This window comes from Streptomyces sp. NPDC002754 (assembly GCF_053592315.1).
On sequence record NZ_JBSFVM010000012.1, the window covers coordinates 88,630 to 104,820 of the forward strand.

A 16,191-nucleotide genomic window follows, 5' to 3' on the forward strand; every position below is an offset into this window, starting at 1 on the left:
GCCGACTACTGGCCGGCGAGGCCCGTGTGGGCGACGCCCGCCACGATCTGACGCTGGAAGAAGACGAAGACGATGATCAGGGGCAGGCCCGCCATCAGGCCACCGGCCATCAGCTGGGCCCACTGGATGCCGTAGGAGTTCATGACGGTCGCGATGCCGTTCGGCATGGTCATCAGGTCGGGGTTGTTGGTGACCATGTACGGCCACAGGAAGTTGTTCCACGAACTGATGAAGGTGAAGATGCCGACCGCCGCGAGCGAGGGGCGGGACAGCGGCAGGATGACGGTGAAGAAGACCCGCCAGCGGCCCGCGCCGTCGATGAAGGCCGCCTCCTCCAGTTCCTTCGGGATGCCCTGGAAGAACTTGTAGAGGATGTAGACCATCGCGGCGGGCGCGCACTGCGGAAGGATCATGCCCCAGTACGTGTCGACCATCCCCATCTGCTGGACCGTGGTGAACAGCGGGACGCCGAGGACGGCCGGGGAGATCATCAGGCCCGCCATCACCACGCCCATGAGGAAGGCCTTGCCCCTGAACTCCGTACGCGCGAACCCGTATCCGGCGAGTGACGCGACGAAGAGGACCACCGCCGTCACGACCACGGAGACGACGACGGAGTTGACGAACCAGTTGGTGATGTTGCCGGTCTCGAAGAGGGCCTTCCACGCCTGGCCCGTCCAGACCTCGGGCAGCCAGTGCGTCGGCACCTCGACCGCCTCGGTCTCCGACTTGAGCGAGGTGAACAGGGCCCAGGCCAGCGGGGCCAGCATGACGGCGGAGACCGCAGCGCCGAGCAGCGTGAGGACGATCTGGCTGGGCGTCCAGGGCCTGCGAGCACGTGTCCGAACCACGGCGCCGCTCATCGCGCGCCCTCCTCACGGTTGCGCAGCAGCCACATCCGCGCGAGGGCGACGGCCGCGATGATCACGAAGAAGAAGATGGAGACCGCGGAGGCGTAGCCGACGCGGTAGGCGGTGAAGCCCTCCTCCAGGGTGAACTGCACAAAGGTGCGCGTGCTGTCCTCGGGCCCTGGACCGAAGTCCATCATCACGACCGCCTGGTCGAAGACCTGGAGCGAGGCGAGGATCAGCAGGGCCACGACGAGGCCCGTGATGTTGCGGAGCATCGGCAGCGTGATGTGGACCATCCGGTGCCAGGCGTTGGCGCCGTCCAGCTTCGCGGCCTCGTACAGGTGGACCGGAATGCCTTGGAGGGCGGCCAGGTACAGCAGGAAGCTGAAGCCCGCCGTCCACCACACGGTGCAGATGACCACGCCGAGCAGCGCGTACGACTTGTCCGACAGCCAGGGCGTGTCGATGCCGAGGACGTGATTGACCATGCCCGTACCGGGGTTGAACAGCCACTGCCACAGGTTGCCCGCGACCGTCGAAGGCAGCAGGAACGGCAGGAAGAAGCAGAGCCGCCACAGCCACTTTCCGCGCTCGATGTGGTGGGCCAGCATCGCGAGGAGGAAGGCGAGGACCGTGATGGAGGGCACGACCAGCAGCGTGAAGTACGCGCTGTGGCCGAGCGAGTCCCACATCAACTGGTCCTGGAGGGCCTCCTTGTAGTTGTCGAGGCCGACGAAGTTCGCCGCGTCACCGGAGATGTTGGCGTCGGTGAAGGAGAGGTACACGCCGCGGATCAGCGGCCAGATCACGAAGAGCGCGAACACGGCCAGGAACGGGGCCACGAACCAGCCCCCGTGCTGGAACCCCTGCTTGCGGCGGACCGTCGTACTGGCGGCGGCGGTCTTCGCGCGCGGCGGTACGACGACGGTCTCGGCACTGGTCGTCGTCATGCGACCGCACCTCCCTGCGCGTGACGCGGACCGGAAAGGGCCTGGGCGGCGGTCTTGCCGTCCATCGGATTCTTGGATGCGAGGAGCTGGGCCAGCGTGCCCTTCAGGCGGCGGGCCGCGGCCTCCGGCCTGCTGGAGCCCGCCGTCGAGGACATGACGATGGGCCCGGTGCGCTGGGCGAGCAGCCCGGTCGATCCCGCGAACCACACTTTCGGCTCGGTGGCCTGGTGGTTCATCGCGGACACGTACTCGCTCTGCGGGTGCATCTTCTTGTACGCGGCCGAGGCCAGGGTCGGCGTGTTCGCCGGGATGTGTCCGCCGAGCGCCCACTTCCGGGCGTGCTGGACGACGTACGCGGCGAGTTCGTGCGCCGCCTCGTTCACCGCGCCGCCGCGGCCCTCCTGGTGCGGCAGGACGAAGGAGTGCGACTCGGCGTGGGTGGCCTGCTTGCCGAAGACGGGCGGCAGCGGGGTCGCTCCGTACTCCACCTTGGCGCCGTCGAAGACCGGCACCGACCAGTTGCCCTCCCAGTCGAACGGCGACCCGTTGATGAACTGCTCGGCGTCGGCCGCGCCCGAGATGGTGTAGCCGTCGGTGATGTGCTTGCGCAGGAACTCCAGGACCTGGGTGGCCTTGCCGGTGTCGAAGGTGACCTCGGCGTTGGCCTTGTCGAACCAGGTGCCGCCGAGCTGTGTGTAGAAGGCGACGAACATCCACCACTGGATGTTGAGGTCGTTGACGTGCAGGCCGAGGGTCTGAAGTCCCTTCTTGGTGGCCTTCTTCGCCTCCTTCAGCATGTCGAACCACTCGTCGGTGGACGTCACTTGGAGCATCCGTCCGTCACCGTCGAGCAGACTCGCCTTCTTCAGCACGTCCTTGCGGTAGTAACAGAGCTGTACGTGGATATCGAGCGGCAGCGCGTAGAGCTTGCCGTCGATCACCGCACGCTTCCACAGCTCGGGGTTGTAGTCGGCCTCCTTCACGCCGTACTTGGCGAGCAGACCGACGTCCCACGGGTCCAGGAGGCGGCCGGGCGAGAAGCCGGTGAGGCGGCCCAGGTGCATCACCGCGAGGTCGGGTGCGCGGTTGCCCGCGGCGGCCATCGCGAGCTTCGTGTAGTACGGGGTGCCCCACTGGAGCGTGGAGTCCTTCACGTCGACGTCCGGATGTTCCTTACGGAAGTCGTCCAGCATCGAGATCATGTTGTAGCCGTCGCCGCCGCTGAAGAGGTTCCAGTAGCGCACGCGGGTGTCCGCGCCCGAGGCGAGCGCGTCGGCGCCCGTGCCCAGTGCCGCGAATCCCAGGCTTCCCGCGACCGCCAACCCGCCCGCACCTGCGAGGAGTTGTCTGCGGTTCAGGCCAGGTCGTCCCACAACCGGCCCCTCCCTACGTTCGATATTTCGAATGCCGCTCGTAACTTCGAACGGGACCGTAAAATCGAAGCGCTTCCGCGTCAATGGGTCGCGCGGGAATCGCGGGAAAAAGTACGGGGCGCACGACGCGAACGCCGTACGCCCCCGCCTCCTGGAAGTGGCTTCGCCGAAGTCTCAGCCTCCGAAAGCCGCCTGGGTCACCCCTTGCCCAAGTCCCGGCAGTACGAGCAGCGAGCCCGCGAGCGGCTCCGGCCGCTCCAGGCCGACCCGCGCCGACGTCACGTACAGATCCGTCAGGTCGGGACCGCCGAAGGCGCAGGCCGTCGGGCGCGAGACCGGCAGCCGTACGACGCGGTCGAGGGCGCCGGACGGTGTGTAGCGGCGGAGGGCACCCCCGTCCCACAGGGCCACCCACACGCAGCCGTCCGCGTCGACGGTCAACCCGTCGGGCGAGCCCGCTCCGCCCTCGACGGCCACCAACTCCCCGCGGTTTCCTATCCGTTCACCGTCCACGTCGAAGACGTCGATACGGCCCGTCGGTGTGTCGACGTAGTACATGCGGGCGCCGTCGGGGCTCCAACCGGTGCCGTTGGAGATCGTGACGTCGTCGAGGGCCTCGGTCACCGCGCCGTCGGGTGCGACGCGGATCAGGTTGCCGCCGCCGGGCGTCTCGTCGTACGGCATCGAGCCCGCCCACAGCGCGCCGTCGGGGGCCACCGCCGCGTCGTTGCCGCGCCGGCCGGGGACGGGCTCGCGGTGCAGCCATGCGAAGGCCCCGTCCGGGCCGTAACTCCCCACGCCGTCACGGAGGTTGACGACCAGGCCGCCTCCCGCGCGCGGCTTGGCGGCGCCCACGTGCTGTTCGGTGGCGAGGACGGTGCGGCGGCCGCTGCCCGGCTCGTAGGTGTGCACGCGGGAGTTCAGGATGTCCACCCAGATCACGCGGCCCGCGGCCGGGTCCCAGGTCGGGCCCTCGCCCAGTTCCGCCGAGGCCCGCACGGCCTCCTCGACGCGGACCGTCATCGCGCGGCCCCCCGGTGGCCGAGGCGCTCGGAGAGGTCGGCGGCGCCCTTCGCGGCGAGCCCCGCCAGCTCGTCCTCGCGCGCGTCGCTCCAGCGGATCATCGGTACGGAGATGGAGAGCGCGGCGACGACCCGGTTGGTGCGGTCGCGGACCGGCGCGGCGACGCACGACACGTCCGTGTTCGACTCGCGGCTCTCCACGGCGACGCCGCGCTCGCGCACGTCCTCCAGGTGCGCGCGCAGGGCCGCCGGGTCGGTGATCGAGTTCTCGGTCATGGCGATGAGGTCCGCGTCGTCCGGGATCCGCGCGGTCAGCTCGGCGTCGGGCAGCGACGCGAGCAGCATCTTGCCGACGGACGTGCAGTGCGCGGGGAGGCGGCGCCCCGCGGCGGACACCATGCGCACGGCGTGCGTGGAGTCGACCTTCGCGATGTAGATGACGTCGGTGCCCTCGAGGATCGCCACGTGGACGGTCTCGTCGCAGGTCTCCGCGACGTCGCGGGCGACGTGCTGCCCCTCGGCGGCGAGGTCGAGCTGCTCGGCGTACCGGCTGCCGAGCTGGTACGGGCGCACGCCGAGCCGGTAGCGGCCCGGCTGGCTCGGGACCTGCACGATGTACTGGCGGGCGGCGAGCGTGGTGACCAGTTCGTGGACCGTGGTCCGCGGAAGCTGTAGCTTGCGGACGATGTCGGGGGCGGACAGCGTGCCGTCCCCGTCCAGGAACAGCTCCAGTATGTCCAGAGCGCGGGTCACGGCTGGCACGAGACGTCCCACAACCGACCCCTCCCTATGTTTCGAGTCGTTCGAGATTTCAACGGACGGTCGGTATCACGAACATAGGCTAAGCGCAGGGGCATTGACCGGGCAATGGGTGTTCCCGTGCCCTGTACACGGTCTGAACGGGCCGCACGGTCTACACAGGCCCGAGCTCCCCCCGAAGGCGCCTGGCCCGCAGCACCAGTTCCAGCTCGAAGCGGCGGTCCGGGTCGTCGACCTCATCGCCCCACAGCTCGCGGATCTGGCGCAGCCGGTAGCGGACGGTCTGCGGGTGGACGCCGAGCCGGGCCGCGACCTCGGGGGCACCGCCGCGGGTCTCCAGCCAGGCGAGCAGCGTCTCGGCGAGCCGCCGCGCATGCGCGGGGCCGCAGCGGCCGAGGGGTTCGAGGGCGCGCCGCGCGAGATCGTCGACGAGCTCCTCGGGCTGGAGCAGGACGAGGGCCTGGGTGTGCTGGGTGCACTGCACCACTTCGGCGTCGGGCAGCAGTCCGCGCTCCATGAGGCCGACCGCGGCCTCCGCCCAGCGCAGCGACTTCGCCGCGTCGGCGGGCGCGACGGGCGGCCCGATCGCCCCGGTCCAGCCGGACAGCGCGCGGCGCAGCAGATCGGCGCGGCCCGCCGCGTCGGGTTCGGACAGGACGAGCCGGGGCCGCTCCGGCTCCATGTCGAGGAGGACGTCGGACCCGACGGCGGGGGCGACCGCGTCGCGGGCGGGCCGGAGCAGCACGCCGACGGCGACGTGCGCGGGCACCGGCCATCCGACGCGCGCCGCGCGTTCGGTGAGCGCCTGCACGGGGTCGCGGGGTGCGGCGGTCCGCCCTTCGAGGAGCAGGTCCATCAGCTTGCGCTGCTGACGCAGACGCTCGCCGGCCTGCCGGGCGGCGGCCTCTGCGTAGCCGCGCACCGACTGGTCGACGAGGCCGTCGAGGTACTCGTAGCCGGCCTCCGCGAGTTCGTACATCGCCGGGGGCGGGATGTGCAGCCGCTGCCCGATGTCGGCGAGGCGGCGCCAGGACATCTTCACGCCGAGCCGGTACATCGCCTGGAGCGAGTCGAGGCTGCGGCCGTGCAGGGACTGGCCGCGTCCGAACTCCTGGAAGAGGGCCGGGGCATGGCTCTCCGGGAGGCCGTCCGCGGCCCCGTCGGCGAAGCCGCGCACGAAGTCCTCGACGGCGCGGCGGATGCCGACGAGGGCCACCGCCTCGCCAGACTCGTCGAGCACGACGGGCAGTTGGGGGAACTCGCGGTGGATCTCGTCGAGGATGTCCCGGGCGAGCCGGGGTGCCTCGTCGAGGGCGAGCGCCACGAACTGCTTGGCCTGGAGGCGCGGCACGTCGCACCATGCGGAGCGAGCGGTGGCCGGCACGGATCAGCCCCCTTGGCCGGGCGTCTCGTAGGTCACCAGGGGCGTATTGGGCTGGTCCGGCGTCACGTTGATCAGCGCGAGCACGCCGAAGGCGGCCGCGAGGGCGAGCGCGGCTCCCGTGGCCGCGGACAGCGCGGCGGCGAGCAGTCGGTTCATCGCAGGGTCAGCCTCTCGTCGGTGATCCCGAGGTCGTTCCAGAGGTCGTTCCCCACCCGTGCGATGCGACGCGCGAAGCACTGCACGTCCCAAGTACCCAGTCTCCGCAGCACATTGACACTTCGTCAAGGGTACGTCTACGGTTCCCGGCCCAAAGGACCCTTCTGACGGATCCTGCTGGAGTCGCGGGCCCTGGCACGCACATCTGCTGCATTGTCGTCGGTTGCCCGATCCGTCAGAAGGGTCCTCACCGGCCGACCGCGTAACAGCACGCGAAGCCCCTTCTCCCAGGAGTGCCGGATGCGCCGTACAGCCTCACCGAACTCGCTGGTCATGACGGGTCTCGGCACCTTCCTCCTCGTCCTGGCGGCCCTGCTCGCCTGGTACGTCGAACCGCGTGCCGAGCGCACCCCCGTCGACGTCGACACGACGACCGTGTTCACCGGAACCGGCAGTTATTTCGACACCGCGAAGATCAGGACCGTGCGCGACCGCAAGCTGATCATCACCCGACAGGCCCGCGGCGACGTGGCCGAGAGCGAACGCAGCGGCCGGGCGGTGTGGGACGTCACGACGTCCGTCGACACCGCGAAGACCCTCCCGGCGGCCGATCCGCACGACGCGCTGCAGTGGACCCTGGAGCGCTGGGTCACCGACCGGAGGACGAACGCTCCCGTGCACTGCTGCGGCGAGCAGCCCTCCTTCAGCGGCGAGGCCTACCTGAAGTTCCCCTTCAATGTGCAAAAGCGCACCTACACCTGGTGGGACAACACGCTCGGCGCGACGGTCCCGCTCCGCTTCAGCGGCACGACCAAGGTGCAGGGCTACGAGGGCTACCGGTTCACCGGCACCGTCCCCGCCGCCAGGACCGGCTCCCGGCTCGTGCCGGGCCGGATCGTGGGGCAGCCGAACAAGAGCCAGGTCCTCGCCGAGGAGTGGTACGCCAACCACGGCGTCGAACTCGTCGTCGACCAGCGCACGGGCCGGGTCATCCACGCGGCCATCGGCCCCCGCAAGACGCTGCGCGCGCCCGGCGAGGACAAGGACGCGGCGGTGCTCCTGGACAGCCGGAGGATCGCCTTCACCCCGGCCACGCAGCGCGACCAGGTGGCCCTGGCGAAGGACGACAACGACCGGCTCACACTGCTCGGTACGACGCTGCCGCTGGTGGCGGGTGGTCTGGGTGTGCTGCTCGTGGCGGCCGGTCTCGTGTTCGTCGTACGGGGCAGGGGTGGCAGGCCGGAGCCGGAAGGGTCACAGCGTCCGGATCCCGATACGTCCCCGACGACCCTGGAAACGTCCACGATGTGACGGTACGTCAGTCAAATACGGACCGAAACTTGTCACGCGGGTGAGTAGCCGCATCGAACAGCGGGGCGAAAACTGTCCCTCCCCACCCCGTGCACAAGCTCCGCACAGCTTCGGCACCGTACCTCCCAGTACGCCCAAGTACGCCTGAACACCCGCGTACGCCCGACGAGTTGGAGCACCCATGCCCCAGCACGTGCCCCTCCCGCTGCGCGCCACGGCTCCACCCGGCGCACGGCATCCGCGACACGACCCCCCACACCCGCGCCGCATCGTGTTCCTCGCCCACCGCGACCTCGGCAACCCGGCCGCGGGCGGCTCCGAGCTCCTGGTCGACCGACTCGCCGAAGGACTGACCCGCCGGGGCCACCAGGTGACGCTGCTGTGCGGCGGCCCGGCGGCCTTCCGCGACTACCGGGTCGTCTCCGCCGGCGGCGAGCACGCCCACTACCTGCGGGCCCGCTCGGCCTTCGCCCGCCAGGTCGGCGACTGCGATCTACTCGTCGAGGTCTGCAACGGGATGCCGTACCTGGCCCCGCTGTGGCACCGCGGCCCCACGCTCTGCCTGGTCAACCACGTCCACACGGACCTGTGGCGGATGCGCCTTCGCGGACCGCTCGCACCCGCCGCCCACCTCGGCCGAAGACTTGAGCACTGGGCGCTCTCCGGCGCCCAGCGCCGCAATCTGCTCGTGGCCGTCTCGCCGTCGACGGCGCACGCACTGCACGCCATCGGCGTGGACCAGGACCGGATCCGCCTCGTGCCGAACGGCGTCGAGGAGCCGGGTCCGTGCGCGGACCGCTCCCCGGACCCGCTGTTCCTGGCGATGGGCCGGCTCGTCGAGTACAAGCGGATCGACCTGCTCCTGCGCCTGTGGGAACGGGTGCGTCCGGTGACGGGCGGCCGGCTCGTGATCGTCGGGGACGGACCCGAGGCGCCGCGCCTTCGCCAACTGGCGGGCGAAGGCGTCGAGTTCACCGGACACGTCTCCGAGGCCGAGAAGCACCGCCTGCTCTGCGAGGCCTGGCTGCTGCTGCATCCCTCGGCCGTCGAGGGCTGGGGCCTGGTCGTCACCGAGGCGGCGGCGCGCGGCACACCGGCGGTCGGCTTCGACGTGCCCGGAGTGCGCGACTCCGTCGAGGACGGCGCCACCGGACTGCTCGCGCGCGGCGAGTCCTCCTTCGCGGCGGCCTGGTGCACGCTCGCCCTGTCCGGGCACCGCCGCGAGCTGATGGGCAAGGCGGCCCAGGAACGGGCCGCGGGCTACCGGTGGGCGCACACCGTGCGGCAGTTCTCCGCGGTGGCGGCGGAGGCGGTGGGGGCCCGTGTCTGAGCCCCTCATGGGCCGGGCGCCATGACGGTGGTGGCCGGGGTCACCGGCTTCAAGGACCCGTCGTTCAGCCGGTCCCTCACCCTCTTCAAGGCGTTCCTGCGCGAGCAGCGCGACCCCGAGACCTGTTACGCGCTGCTCGCCCGGGACGCCGCCGACCAGGTGGAGGCGTACGGGAAGGTGGCGGGGAAGGTCGTCGTGGACGTGGGCGGCGGCAGCGGGCACTTCACGCGCGAGTTCCGGGCGCGCGGCGCGCAGGCCCTCCTCTTCGAGCCGGACACCACCGAACTGGGCCAGGACCCGCCGGCCGGCACGGTGGTCGCGGACGGCTATCTGCTGCCGCTGCCCGACGCGTCGGCGGACGTCACGTTCTCCTCGAACGTCCTGGAGCACGTCGCCGACCGCGACACGTTCGTGAGCGAGCTGATCCGGGTCACGAAGCCGGGCGGCCTGATCTACGTCGCGTTCACCAACTGGCTGTCCCCGTGGGGCGGTCACGAGTGGGCGCCCTGGCACTATCTGGGCGCCGACCGCGCGCAGGCCCGCTACCGGCGGCGCACCGGCCGCGCGCCCAAGCACACCCTCGGCGAGAACCTCTTCGCCCATCACATCGGCCCCACCCTGCGCCATGTGCGCGCCCGCGACGACGTGTCGGTCGTCGCGGCGCGTTCCCGTTACTGGCCGTTCCTCGCGGAGTCGGTCACGCGGGTCCCCGGCGTGCGCGAGTTCGCCACCTGGAACCTCCTCCTCATCCTCAGGCGGTGTCCCCCATGACGACCATGGTCCAGGCCCCACCGGCCGCGGCGACGCACCCGGACCCCGAGCCGGGTGCGCGTCCGCGCCGCTGGCTGTTCGCGTTCTGGGCCGTGTCGTTCGTCGCGTTCTGCGCGGTGCAACCGGGGCGTGCGACGTTCGAGACGAAGCTCGGCGTCTCACAGGATCCCTGGAAGTTCCTCGGTGACCTCGGGGAGCTGTGGCACGACAGAGCCGGTTTCGGCGGGATCTCCGACCAGTACATCGGCTACGCGTTCCCGATGCTGCCGTACTACGGCCTGACCGATCTGTTGCAGGTCCCGGTGTGGCTGGCCGAGCGGCTGTGGATGTCGATCGTCGTGACCGTCGCCTTCTGGGGCGCCCTGCGCCTCGCCGAGCGTCTCGGCATCGGCACGTCGGGAAGCCGCCTGCTCGGCGCGGTGGCGTACGCGCTGTGGCCGACGTTCACGATCGTCGTCGGCTCGACGTCGGCGGCGGCGCTGCCGGGCGCGTTCCTGCCATGGGTACTGCTGCCGCTCACCAACCCCCGTACGACGGCCCGCATTTCGGCGACCCGCTCGGCACTCCTGATCCCATTCATGGGCGGCGTGAACGCGGCCTCGACGCTGGCTTCCCTCCTTCCCGTCGGCCTGTATCTGCTCTCCCGGCCGCCGTCCGCCCGCAAGCGCCGCCAGATCGCGTGGTGGGCCCCCTCCGTGGTCCTGGCGACGGCCTGGTGGACGATCCCGCTCGTCCTGCTCGGCATCCACGGCGAGAACTTCCTTCCGTTCGTGGAGAGTTCACAGACCACGACGGACACCATGTCGGCGACGGAGACGCTGCGCGGCTCCGGGAACTGGGTGGCGTACCTGCACCTGGGCGACGCCTGGCTGCCCGCCGGCTGGGCCGTGGCGACGTCGGTGGTCGTCATCGTCTGCTCGGCGCTCGCCGCCGCGCTCGGCCTCGCGGGCCTGGCACGCCGCGACATCCCGGAGCGCCGCTGGCTGCTGCTCACCGTGATGGCCGCGGCCCTCATCACCCTTGCCGGCTACGGGGGTTCACTCGGCGCGCCCTTCCACGACACGGTGCGGTCGTGGCTGGACGGGGGCCTCGCCCCGTTCCGCAACGTCTACAAGTTCCAGAGCGGGCTTGCACTGGCCCTCGTGCTCGGCATCGTCCACCTCGTGGGCGTGGCCGCGAATCCGCGCGGCGCCCGTCCCGTGCGCGGGAGGCGGTACGCCACACTGATCGCGGCGATCCTCATCGTGCCGGGCCTCGCCTGGCCGTACCTCAACGGCTCGATCCTGCAACCGGGCGCGTTCCAGAAGCTCCCCACGTATTGGGAGACGACGGCCGACTGGCTGAAGAAGTACTCGCCGGACTCCCGCGCCCTCGTCGTGCCCGCGACCGCCCACGGCATCTACACCTGGGGCTCCCCCATCGACCAGCCGCTCGACGTGCTCGCCGACTCCCGCTGGGCACAGCGCGACTACGTCCCGTTCGGCACCCGCGGCAACCGGCGCGCCATGGACGCCGTCGAACAGGCCCTGATGAGCGGCACCCAAGTACCGGGTCTCCAGGACTACTTGAGCCGCTCAGGCCTGCACTACGTGGTGGTCCGCGGCGATCTCGACCCCGACCAGTTCGGCTACGTCCCGACAGCCACGGTCAAGCGGACGCTGACCGAGTCGGGCTATGAGCGGGTGACCGGGTTCGGCCCCAAGGTCACGGGCGGCCGCATCGCGGAGAAGACGCCGGTCCAGATCGAGGGCCTGTACCCGCGCAGCCGCGCCGTCGAGATCTACGCGCCGCGCGACGCCTCCGACCGTCCCGGCCAGGCGGGCCTGCTCCCGGTCCAGAACACGGCGGAGGTCAGCGGCGGCCCCGAGGCCCTGCTCCGGCTCTCCTCCGACCCGTCCTTCCTGAACCGCCCCGCCGTCCTGACCGGCGACAACCACCCCGGCATCGGCAACCCCGCCCTGAAGATCGCCGCCGACGGCCTGCGCCGCGCGGACACCCGCTTCGGCCTGGTCAACACCAACACCTCGTACCCGTACACGCCGAAGGAACGCAACAGCCCGAACGCCTCCGAGAACCCGGGCGAGGAGCCGAAGCAGATCCTCCCGACCGACGGCATCGCCCATCAGACGACGGCCGACATCCGGGGCGCCCGCTCGGTGACAGCCTCCTCCAGCGGCAACTGGCTGCTGCACCTCCCCCAGTTCGACCCGGTCAACGCCTTCGACAAGGACCCCGACACGGCGTGGGCGGAAGGCGCCCCCGACTCCGCCAAGGGCGAATGGGCGCGCATCGACTTCTCCGAACCGACGCGGATCCCCGCCACCATCCACCTGACACCACTGCCGCAGAACAACGTGCGGGCGGCCCCGACCCGCGTACGGATCGAGACGGACAAGGGCTCCACGACGGCCAACATCCAGCCGAACGGCAAACGCCAGAAGATCAAGTCTCCTTCCGGTACGGCGAATTGGCTGCGCGTGACGATCCTCGACGCGCAGCGCGCCCGCCCCGGCCTGACCGGCGCCGGATTCACGTCCATCGACATCCCCGGCGTCCGGGCGACCCGCGCGCTGCGCCTCCCGGCCGACTCCGAGCAGGCCGACCAGTACTCCTTCCACCGCGCCACGAGCGACGGCGGCCTCACCCTCACCGACACCGAGCGCTCCCTGAACCGCGTCTTCACGACGACCGGCGAATCCACGTACGACTTCGAGGCGAAGGCCGCCCCCACCCCCGGCCCCGCGCTCGACAAGCTCCTCTACGACCTGGCCCCCGACCAGCGCCGCAAGATGACGGCGACCGCGGACTCCACGGCCGAACTCGGCCTCAACACCACGCCCCGCAACCTCACCGACGGCGATCTGACGACGGCCTGGATCGCGGGCGACGACCCCACGATCCACCTGCGCTGGCCGGACAAGCAGCCCGTCTCCACCCTCGTCCTCGCCGGGGCCGGCGGCCTCACCACCCGCCCCGAGAAGATCGAGATCAGCAGCCCGGACGGCGCGGCGGTGGCCGGCGTCGACGAGAACGGAGTGGCCCGCTTCGACCCCATCACCACGAACCGCCTGGACATCACCATCACGAAGTCGGCCCCGCTCAAGGTCCACAACCCGGTCGCCGACAAGGACCTGCAGCTCCCCGTGGGCCTGACCGAGGCCTACATCCCCACCCTCGACGCCTACCGCGTCGAACAGCCCACGCCAGAGCGCAGGTTCAGCCTCCCCTGCGGCAAGGGCCCGACGGTGACGATCGACGGCACCCGCCACCGCACCTCCGCGAGCGGCACCCTGCGCGCCCTGACGGAACGCCGCCCGGTCACCGTGAAGCCGTGCGGCGCGGCCCTGGACCTCCCGGCGGGTCCGCACACCCTCAAGACCTCCCCCTCCGGCCCGCTCTCCCTCACGGACATCACCCTCACCAACACCACAGCCACCACGGAGGCCGCGCCCACCGTCCGCGGCCTCACGGTCCGCGACTGGCTCGGCGACCGCCGCGAAGTACGGGTCGACGCGGGCGAGGCGACGTACCTGACCATGTACGAGAACGCCAACGACGGCTGGGAGGCGACCCTCGACGGCAAGAAGCTGTCCTCGCTGCGCCTGGACGGCTGGCAGCAGGCGTGGCTGATCCCCGGCGGAGCGAGCGGCACGGTCAAGCTCTCCTACGCCCCGGCCCGCACGTACGAGATCGGCCTGTTCGCATCGGGCGCGGCGATCCTGGCACTGGGCGCGCTCTGCCTGTGGCGCAGGCGGGACACGGAAGCGGCGCCCCCGGCCCCGCCGCCGGCGCCCGGCTGGATCATCGGCACGGCCCTCCTCACGGCCATCGGCATCGTGATCGCGGGCCCCTGGGCGGCCCTGGTCCCGGCCCTCGCCCTCCTCGCCTGGAAACGCCACGCCCTCCTGGTCCCGATCGCGTTCGCGGCGATGACGGCGGCTGGCGTGGTGGCGGCGACGGGAGCGGGCGAACCGGTCCGGGAGGGATCGGGCGCATACGGCGCGACTCCCCAACTCCTGGCGCTACTGGCCCTGTTCGCAGCACTGGTGACGGTTCATTCAGCCCCGCCGGCGATTGAGTCGCGGGGCCCAGCCAATCAAGCCTTGCCGCCACATGAGGCGCAGAGTCCAACTATTCAAGCTCCTCCGGCGATTGAGGAGCGGGGTCCGGGGCAGAGCCCCGCGACCTCGACCGAGTCGGCCGAGACCTCACGGAAGGGCGCCACCCCATGACCGCCCTGGACCGCCCCACCCGGGGCAACCACAGCAATCGGCCCAGCCGAATCCCCTTCCCGACCGTCGACGAGGTCTCCCGCCACTGCCTCCAGGACCGCGAACCGGAAACCGTCCACATCGAGATCCACCTCACCGGCACCCTGAACCCCACCCGCCTCACCACCGCGTTCACGAACGCCCTCCACCACCACCCCCGCATCCTCATGCGCGAGGCCCCCCGCCCCTGGTACAGCCGCCGCTACGAGTGGGAACTGACCCCGACCCCGGACACCCCCTCCGTCTCCTTCCCGGCCCCCACCCCGAACGCCCTGCACGAGGCCCGCACCCGCTCCCTCGCCGAGGCCCCACCCCTCACCGCCTCCCCACCCGTACGCCTGGAGGCGGTGGAGCACCCGCTCACACACACCACCGTGCTGTTCCTCACCATCAACCACACGGCCCTCGACGGCCCCGCCTGCCTCCGCGTCATCGCCACCGCGGCGGAACTGTACGGAGGCCGCGACAACTCCCCGCCCCCCGGCGGCGCACCGCAACCACCTCCCCCGCCACCGGAGGCCCAGCCGTCCCCCTGGTCCCGCCCCGCCCGCGTGGCGACCGGCACCCCGGACCCCCGCCCCGGCAACGGCCTCCTGGTCACCGAGCTGTCGGTGCCCCGCCGCCCCAAGGGCGCCCCGTACACCGTCAACGACCAGCTGATGGTGGCCACGGCCCGCACCATCGCCGACTGGAACGAGGAGCACGGCACCCACCACACCCACCGCCCCCTGCGCGTCACCATGCCGGTGGACGACCGCCCGCGCGACACGACGATGCCCATCGGCAACGGCACCCGCCTGGTAGAAGTAGCGCTCACCCCGACCGAGTTGAGCTCACCGACCCCCACCCTCCTCCGCCTCACCGCCACCCGCACAGCCGCGCTCAAAGGCCAACCACGCCCCCAACTCGGCCACGGCGCCGCCCTGTTGACCAGCCCCTACGCCCCGGTCGCCTGGCGCGCCGCCGCCACCCGCGCCCTGCGCACGGCAGCTGCCCCGTGGACGTCGACGACCCTGCTCAGCAACATCGGCCGCATCCCGTACCCGCTGGACTTCGGCGACGGCGGCCACGCCCGCGCCGTCTGGTTCTCAGCCCCGGCCCGGATGCCGCGCGGCCTCACCTTCACGACGGCGGCCACGGCGGGCCGGCTCCACCTGGCCCTGCGCTGGTCGCGCACGCTGCTCGGCCCCGGCGACGGGGCCCGCCTGCGCGACCTGTTCGAGCAGCACCTCCACGCGACGCAGGAGGAGGCACCATGACAACGACAACGCACCCCGAACCCGAGTCCCCACCAAAGGACTTGAGGGACTTCTACGAGAACCCGGCCGTCCCGGTGGCCTCCGGCACCCCCCGCACCCGCCGCCAGGCCCGCATCCTCGCCGCCGCCCTGTCCGGCACCCGCCACGCCACCGTCCTGGACATCGGCTGCGGCGACGGCACGGCCGCGGCCACCACCGCCCGCCTCCTCCCCGGCACCGACGGCCACCGCCTCATCGGCGTCGACTGGTCACAGGACGCGCTGCGCCGCGCGGCCCGCCGCGTCCCCGGGGTCGTACGCGGTGAACTGACGGGCCACGGACTGCCGTTCGCCGACGCATCCGCCGACGCGGTGTTGCTCTCCGAGGTTGTCGAGCACCTCGTCGACCCCGACGCCGCGCTCGACGAGATCCGCCGCGTTCTTCGCCCGGGCGGCCATCTCATGCTGTCCACCCCGAACCTGGCCGCCTGGTACAACCGGGCGCTGCTCCTCGCCGGAGTGCAGCCCGTCTTCTCGGAGGTGAGCCTGCGCGCGATCCACGGCAGGCCGGGCACCGAGGTCGTGGGCCATCTGCGCCTCTACACGCCGCGCGCCTTGCGGGAGTTCGTCGCCGCGTCGGGCTTCGAGGTCGTACGCCTCGCGGGGGCACCGTTCCACGGAGTGCCACGCCCGCTCCGCCCCCTCGACCGGCTCGCCTGCGCGGCCCCTTCCCTCGCCTCGATCCTTCTCCTGCACGCGCGAAGGACGTGAGGGGC

13 protein-coding genes are annotated in these 16,191 nt (G+C 71.4%); 6 read left to right on the plus strand and 7 right to left on the minus strand.

The genetic code is table 11. The features are described from left to right. Positions 1-5: 5 nt before the first annotated feature. The 7 genes from ACWD2L_RS23880 to ACWD2L_RS23910 form a co-directional block, all read right to left on the minus strand. Entirely contained in the window at positions 6-863 is an 858-nt protein-coding gene (locus ACWD2L_RS23880; protein ID WP_351332754.1) for a carbohydrate ABC transporter permease, read from the minus strand. Further along, a complete protein-coding gene (locus ACWD2L_RS23885) occupies positions 860-1,801 on the minus strand; it encodes a carbohydrate ABC transporter permease (RefSeq protein WP_351332751.1) in 942 nt (313 codons plus the stop codon). The genes ACWD2L_RS23880 and ACWD2L_RS23885 overlap by 4 nt, the downstream gene beginning before the upstream one ends. Further along, positions 1,798-3,174, minus strand: coding sequence for an extracellular solute-binding protein (locus ACWD2L_RS23890; RefSeq protein ID WP_351332749.1), 1,377 nt, complete (start codon positions 3,172-3,174; stop codon positions 1,798-1,800). The genes ACWD2L_RS23885 and ACWD2L_RS23890 overlap by 4 nt, the downstream gene beginning before the upstream one ends. Positions 3,175-3,348: 174 nt before the next feature. Next, positions 3,349-4,197, minus strand: a complete 849-nt coding sequence (locus tag ACWD2L_RS23895; protein ID WP_351332747.1) for an SMP-30/gluconolactonase/LRE family protein — start codon at positions 4,195-4,197, stop codon at positions 3,349-3,351. Then, a complete protein-coding gene (locus ACWD2L_RS23900; protein ID WP_351332744.1) occupies positions 4,194-4,970 on the minus strand; it encodes an IclR family transcriptional regulator in 777 nt (258 codons plus the stop codon). The genes ACWD2L_RS23895 and ACWD2L_RS23900 overlap by 4 nt, the downstream gene beginning before the upstream one ends. A gap of 139 nt (positions 4,971-5,109) precedes the next feature. Then, the gene (locus tag ACWD2L_RS23905; protein WP_351332742.1) at positions 5,110-6,339 is read right to left on the minus strand and encodes a helix-turn-helix domain-containing protein; all 1,230 of its coding nucleotides are present in this window, start codon (positions 6,337-6,339) and stop codon (positions 5,110-5,112) included. A gap of 3 nt (positions 6,340-6,342) precedes the next feature. Continuing rightward, positions 6,343-6,495: a hypothetical protein gene (locus ACWD2L_RS23910; protein ID WP_351332739.1), complete on the minus strand. Its 153-nt coding sequence runs from the start codon at positions 6,493-6,495 to the stop codon at positions 6,343-6,345. A gap of 300 nt (positions 6,496-6,795) precedes the next feature. Between ACWD2L_RS23910 and ACWD2L_RS23915 the strand changes: the two genes are divergently transcribed. The 6 genes from ACWD2L_RS23915 (at position 6,796) to ACWD2L_RS23940 (ending at position 16,186) form a co-directional block, all read left to right on the plus strand. Continuing rightward, positions 6,796-7,806 (plus strand): DUF3068 domain-containing protein, encoded by a 1,011-nt coding sequence (locus tag ACWD2L_RS23915; protein ID WP_351332737.1) that lies wholly within the window; start codon positions 6,796-6,798, stop codon positions 7,804-7,806. 181 nt (positions 7,807-7,987) lie between these two features. Further along, positions 7,988-9,136: a glycosyltransferase family 4 protein gene (locus tag ACWD2L_RS23920; protein ID WP_351332734.1), complete on the plus strand. Its 1,149-nt coding sequence runs from the start codon at positions 7,988-7,990 to the stop codon at positions 9,134-9,136. 21 nt (positions 9,137-9,157) lie between these two features. Next, positions 9,158-9,907 carry a class I SAM-dependent methyltransferase gene (locus tag ACWD2L_RS23925; protein ID WP_351332731.1) on the plus strand — a complete coding sequence of 250 codons (750 nt, stop codon included), beginning with the start codon at positions 9,158-9,160 and terminating at the stop codon, positions 9,905-9,907. Next, positions 9,904-14,139, plus strand: coding sequence for an alpha-(1->3)-arabinofuranosyltransferase (locus ACWD2L_RS23930; protein ID WP_351332728.1), 4,236 nt, complete (start codon positions 9,904-9,906; stop codon positions 14,137-14,139). Before ACWD2L_RS23925 ends, ACWD2L_RS23930 begins: the two co-directional genes overlap by 4 nt. After that, positions 14,136-15,437: a condensation protein gene (locus tag ACWD2L_RS23935; protein ID WP_351332725.1), complete on the plus strand. Its 1,302-nt coding sequence runs from the start codon at positions 14,136-14,138 to the stop codon at positions 15,435-15,437. Before ACWD2L_RS23930 ends, ACWD2L_RS23935 begins: the two co-directional genes overlap by 4 nt. Beyond that, positions 15,434-16,186 carry a class I SAM-dependent methyltransferase gene (locus ACWD2L_RS23940; RefSeq protein ID WP_351332722.1) on the plus strand — a complete coding sequence of 251 codons (753 nt, stop codon included), beginning with the start codon at positions 15,434-15,436 and terminating at the stop codon, positions 16,184-16,186. Before ACWD2L_RS23935 ends, ACWD2L_RS23940 begins: the two co-directional genes overlap by 4 nt. Positions 16,187-16,191: the final 5 nt, after the last annotated feature.

What these genes read in the sequence shown, in the direction of transcription:
- ACWD2L_RS23910 (WP_351332739.1), bottom strand. Translation starts at nt 6,495, where the DNA reads ATGAACCGACTGCTCGCCGCCGCGCTGTCCGCGGCCACGGGAGCCGCG.
- ACWD2L_RS23935 (WP_351332725.1), top strand. Translation starts at nt 14,136, where the DNA reads ATGACCGCCCTGGACCGCCCCACCCGGGGCAACCACAGCAATCGGCCC.
- ACWD2L_RS23895 (WP_351332747.1), bottom strand. Translation starts at nt 4,197, where the DNA reads ATGACGGTCCGCGTCGAGGAGGCCGTGCGGGCCTCGGCGGAACTGGGC.
- ACWD2L_RS23880 (WP_351332754.1), bottom strand. Translation starts at nt 863, where the DNA reads ATGAGCGGCGCCGTGGTTCGGACACGTGCTCGCAGGCCCTGGACGCCC.
- ACWD2L_RS23885 (WP_351332751.1), bottom strand. Translation starts at nt 1,801, where the DNA reads ATGACGACGACCAGTGCCGAGACCGTCGTCGTACCGCCGCGCGCGAAG.
- ACWD2L_RS23925 (WP_351332731.1), top strand. Translation starts at nt 9,158, where the DNA reads ATGACGGTGGTGGCCGGGGTCACCGGCTTCAAGGACCCGTCGTTCAGC.
- ACWD2L_RS23915 (WP_351332737.1), top strand. Translation starts at nt 6,796, where the DNA reads ATGCGCCGTACAGCCTCACCGAACTCGCTGGTCATGACGGGTCTCGGC.
- ACWD2L_RS23940 (WP_351332722.1), top strand. Translation starts at nt 15,434, where the DNA reads ATGACAACGACAACGCACCCCGAACCCGAGTCCCCACCAAAGGACTTG.
- ACWD2L_RS23920 (WP_351332734.1), top strand. Translation starts at nt 7,988, where the DNA reads ATGCCCCAGCACGTGCCCCTCCCGCTGCGCGCCACGGCTCCACCCGGC.
- ACWD2L_RS23930 (WP_351332728.1), top strand. Translation starts at nt 9,904, where the DNA reads ATGACGACCATGGTCCAGGCCCCACCGGCCGCGGCGACGCACCCGGAC.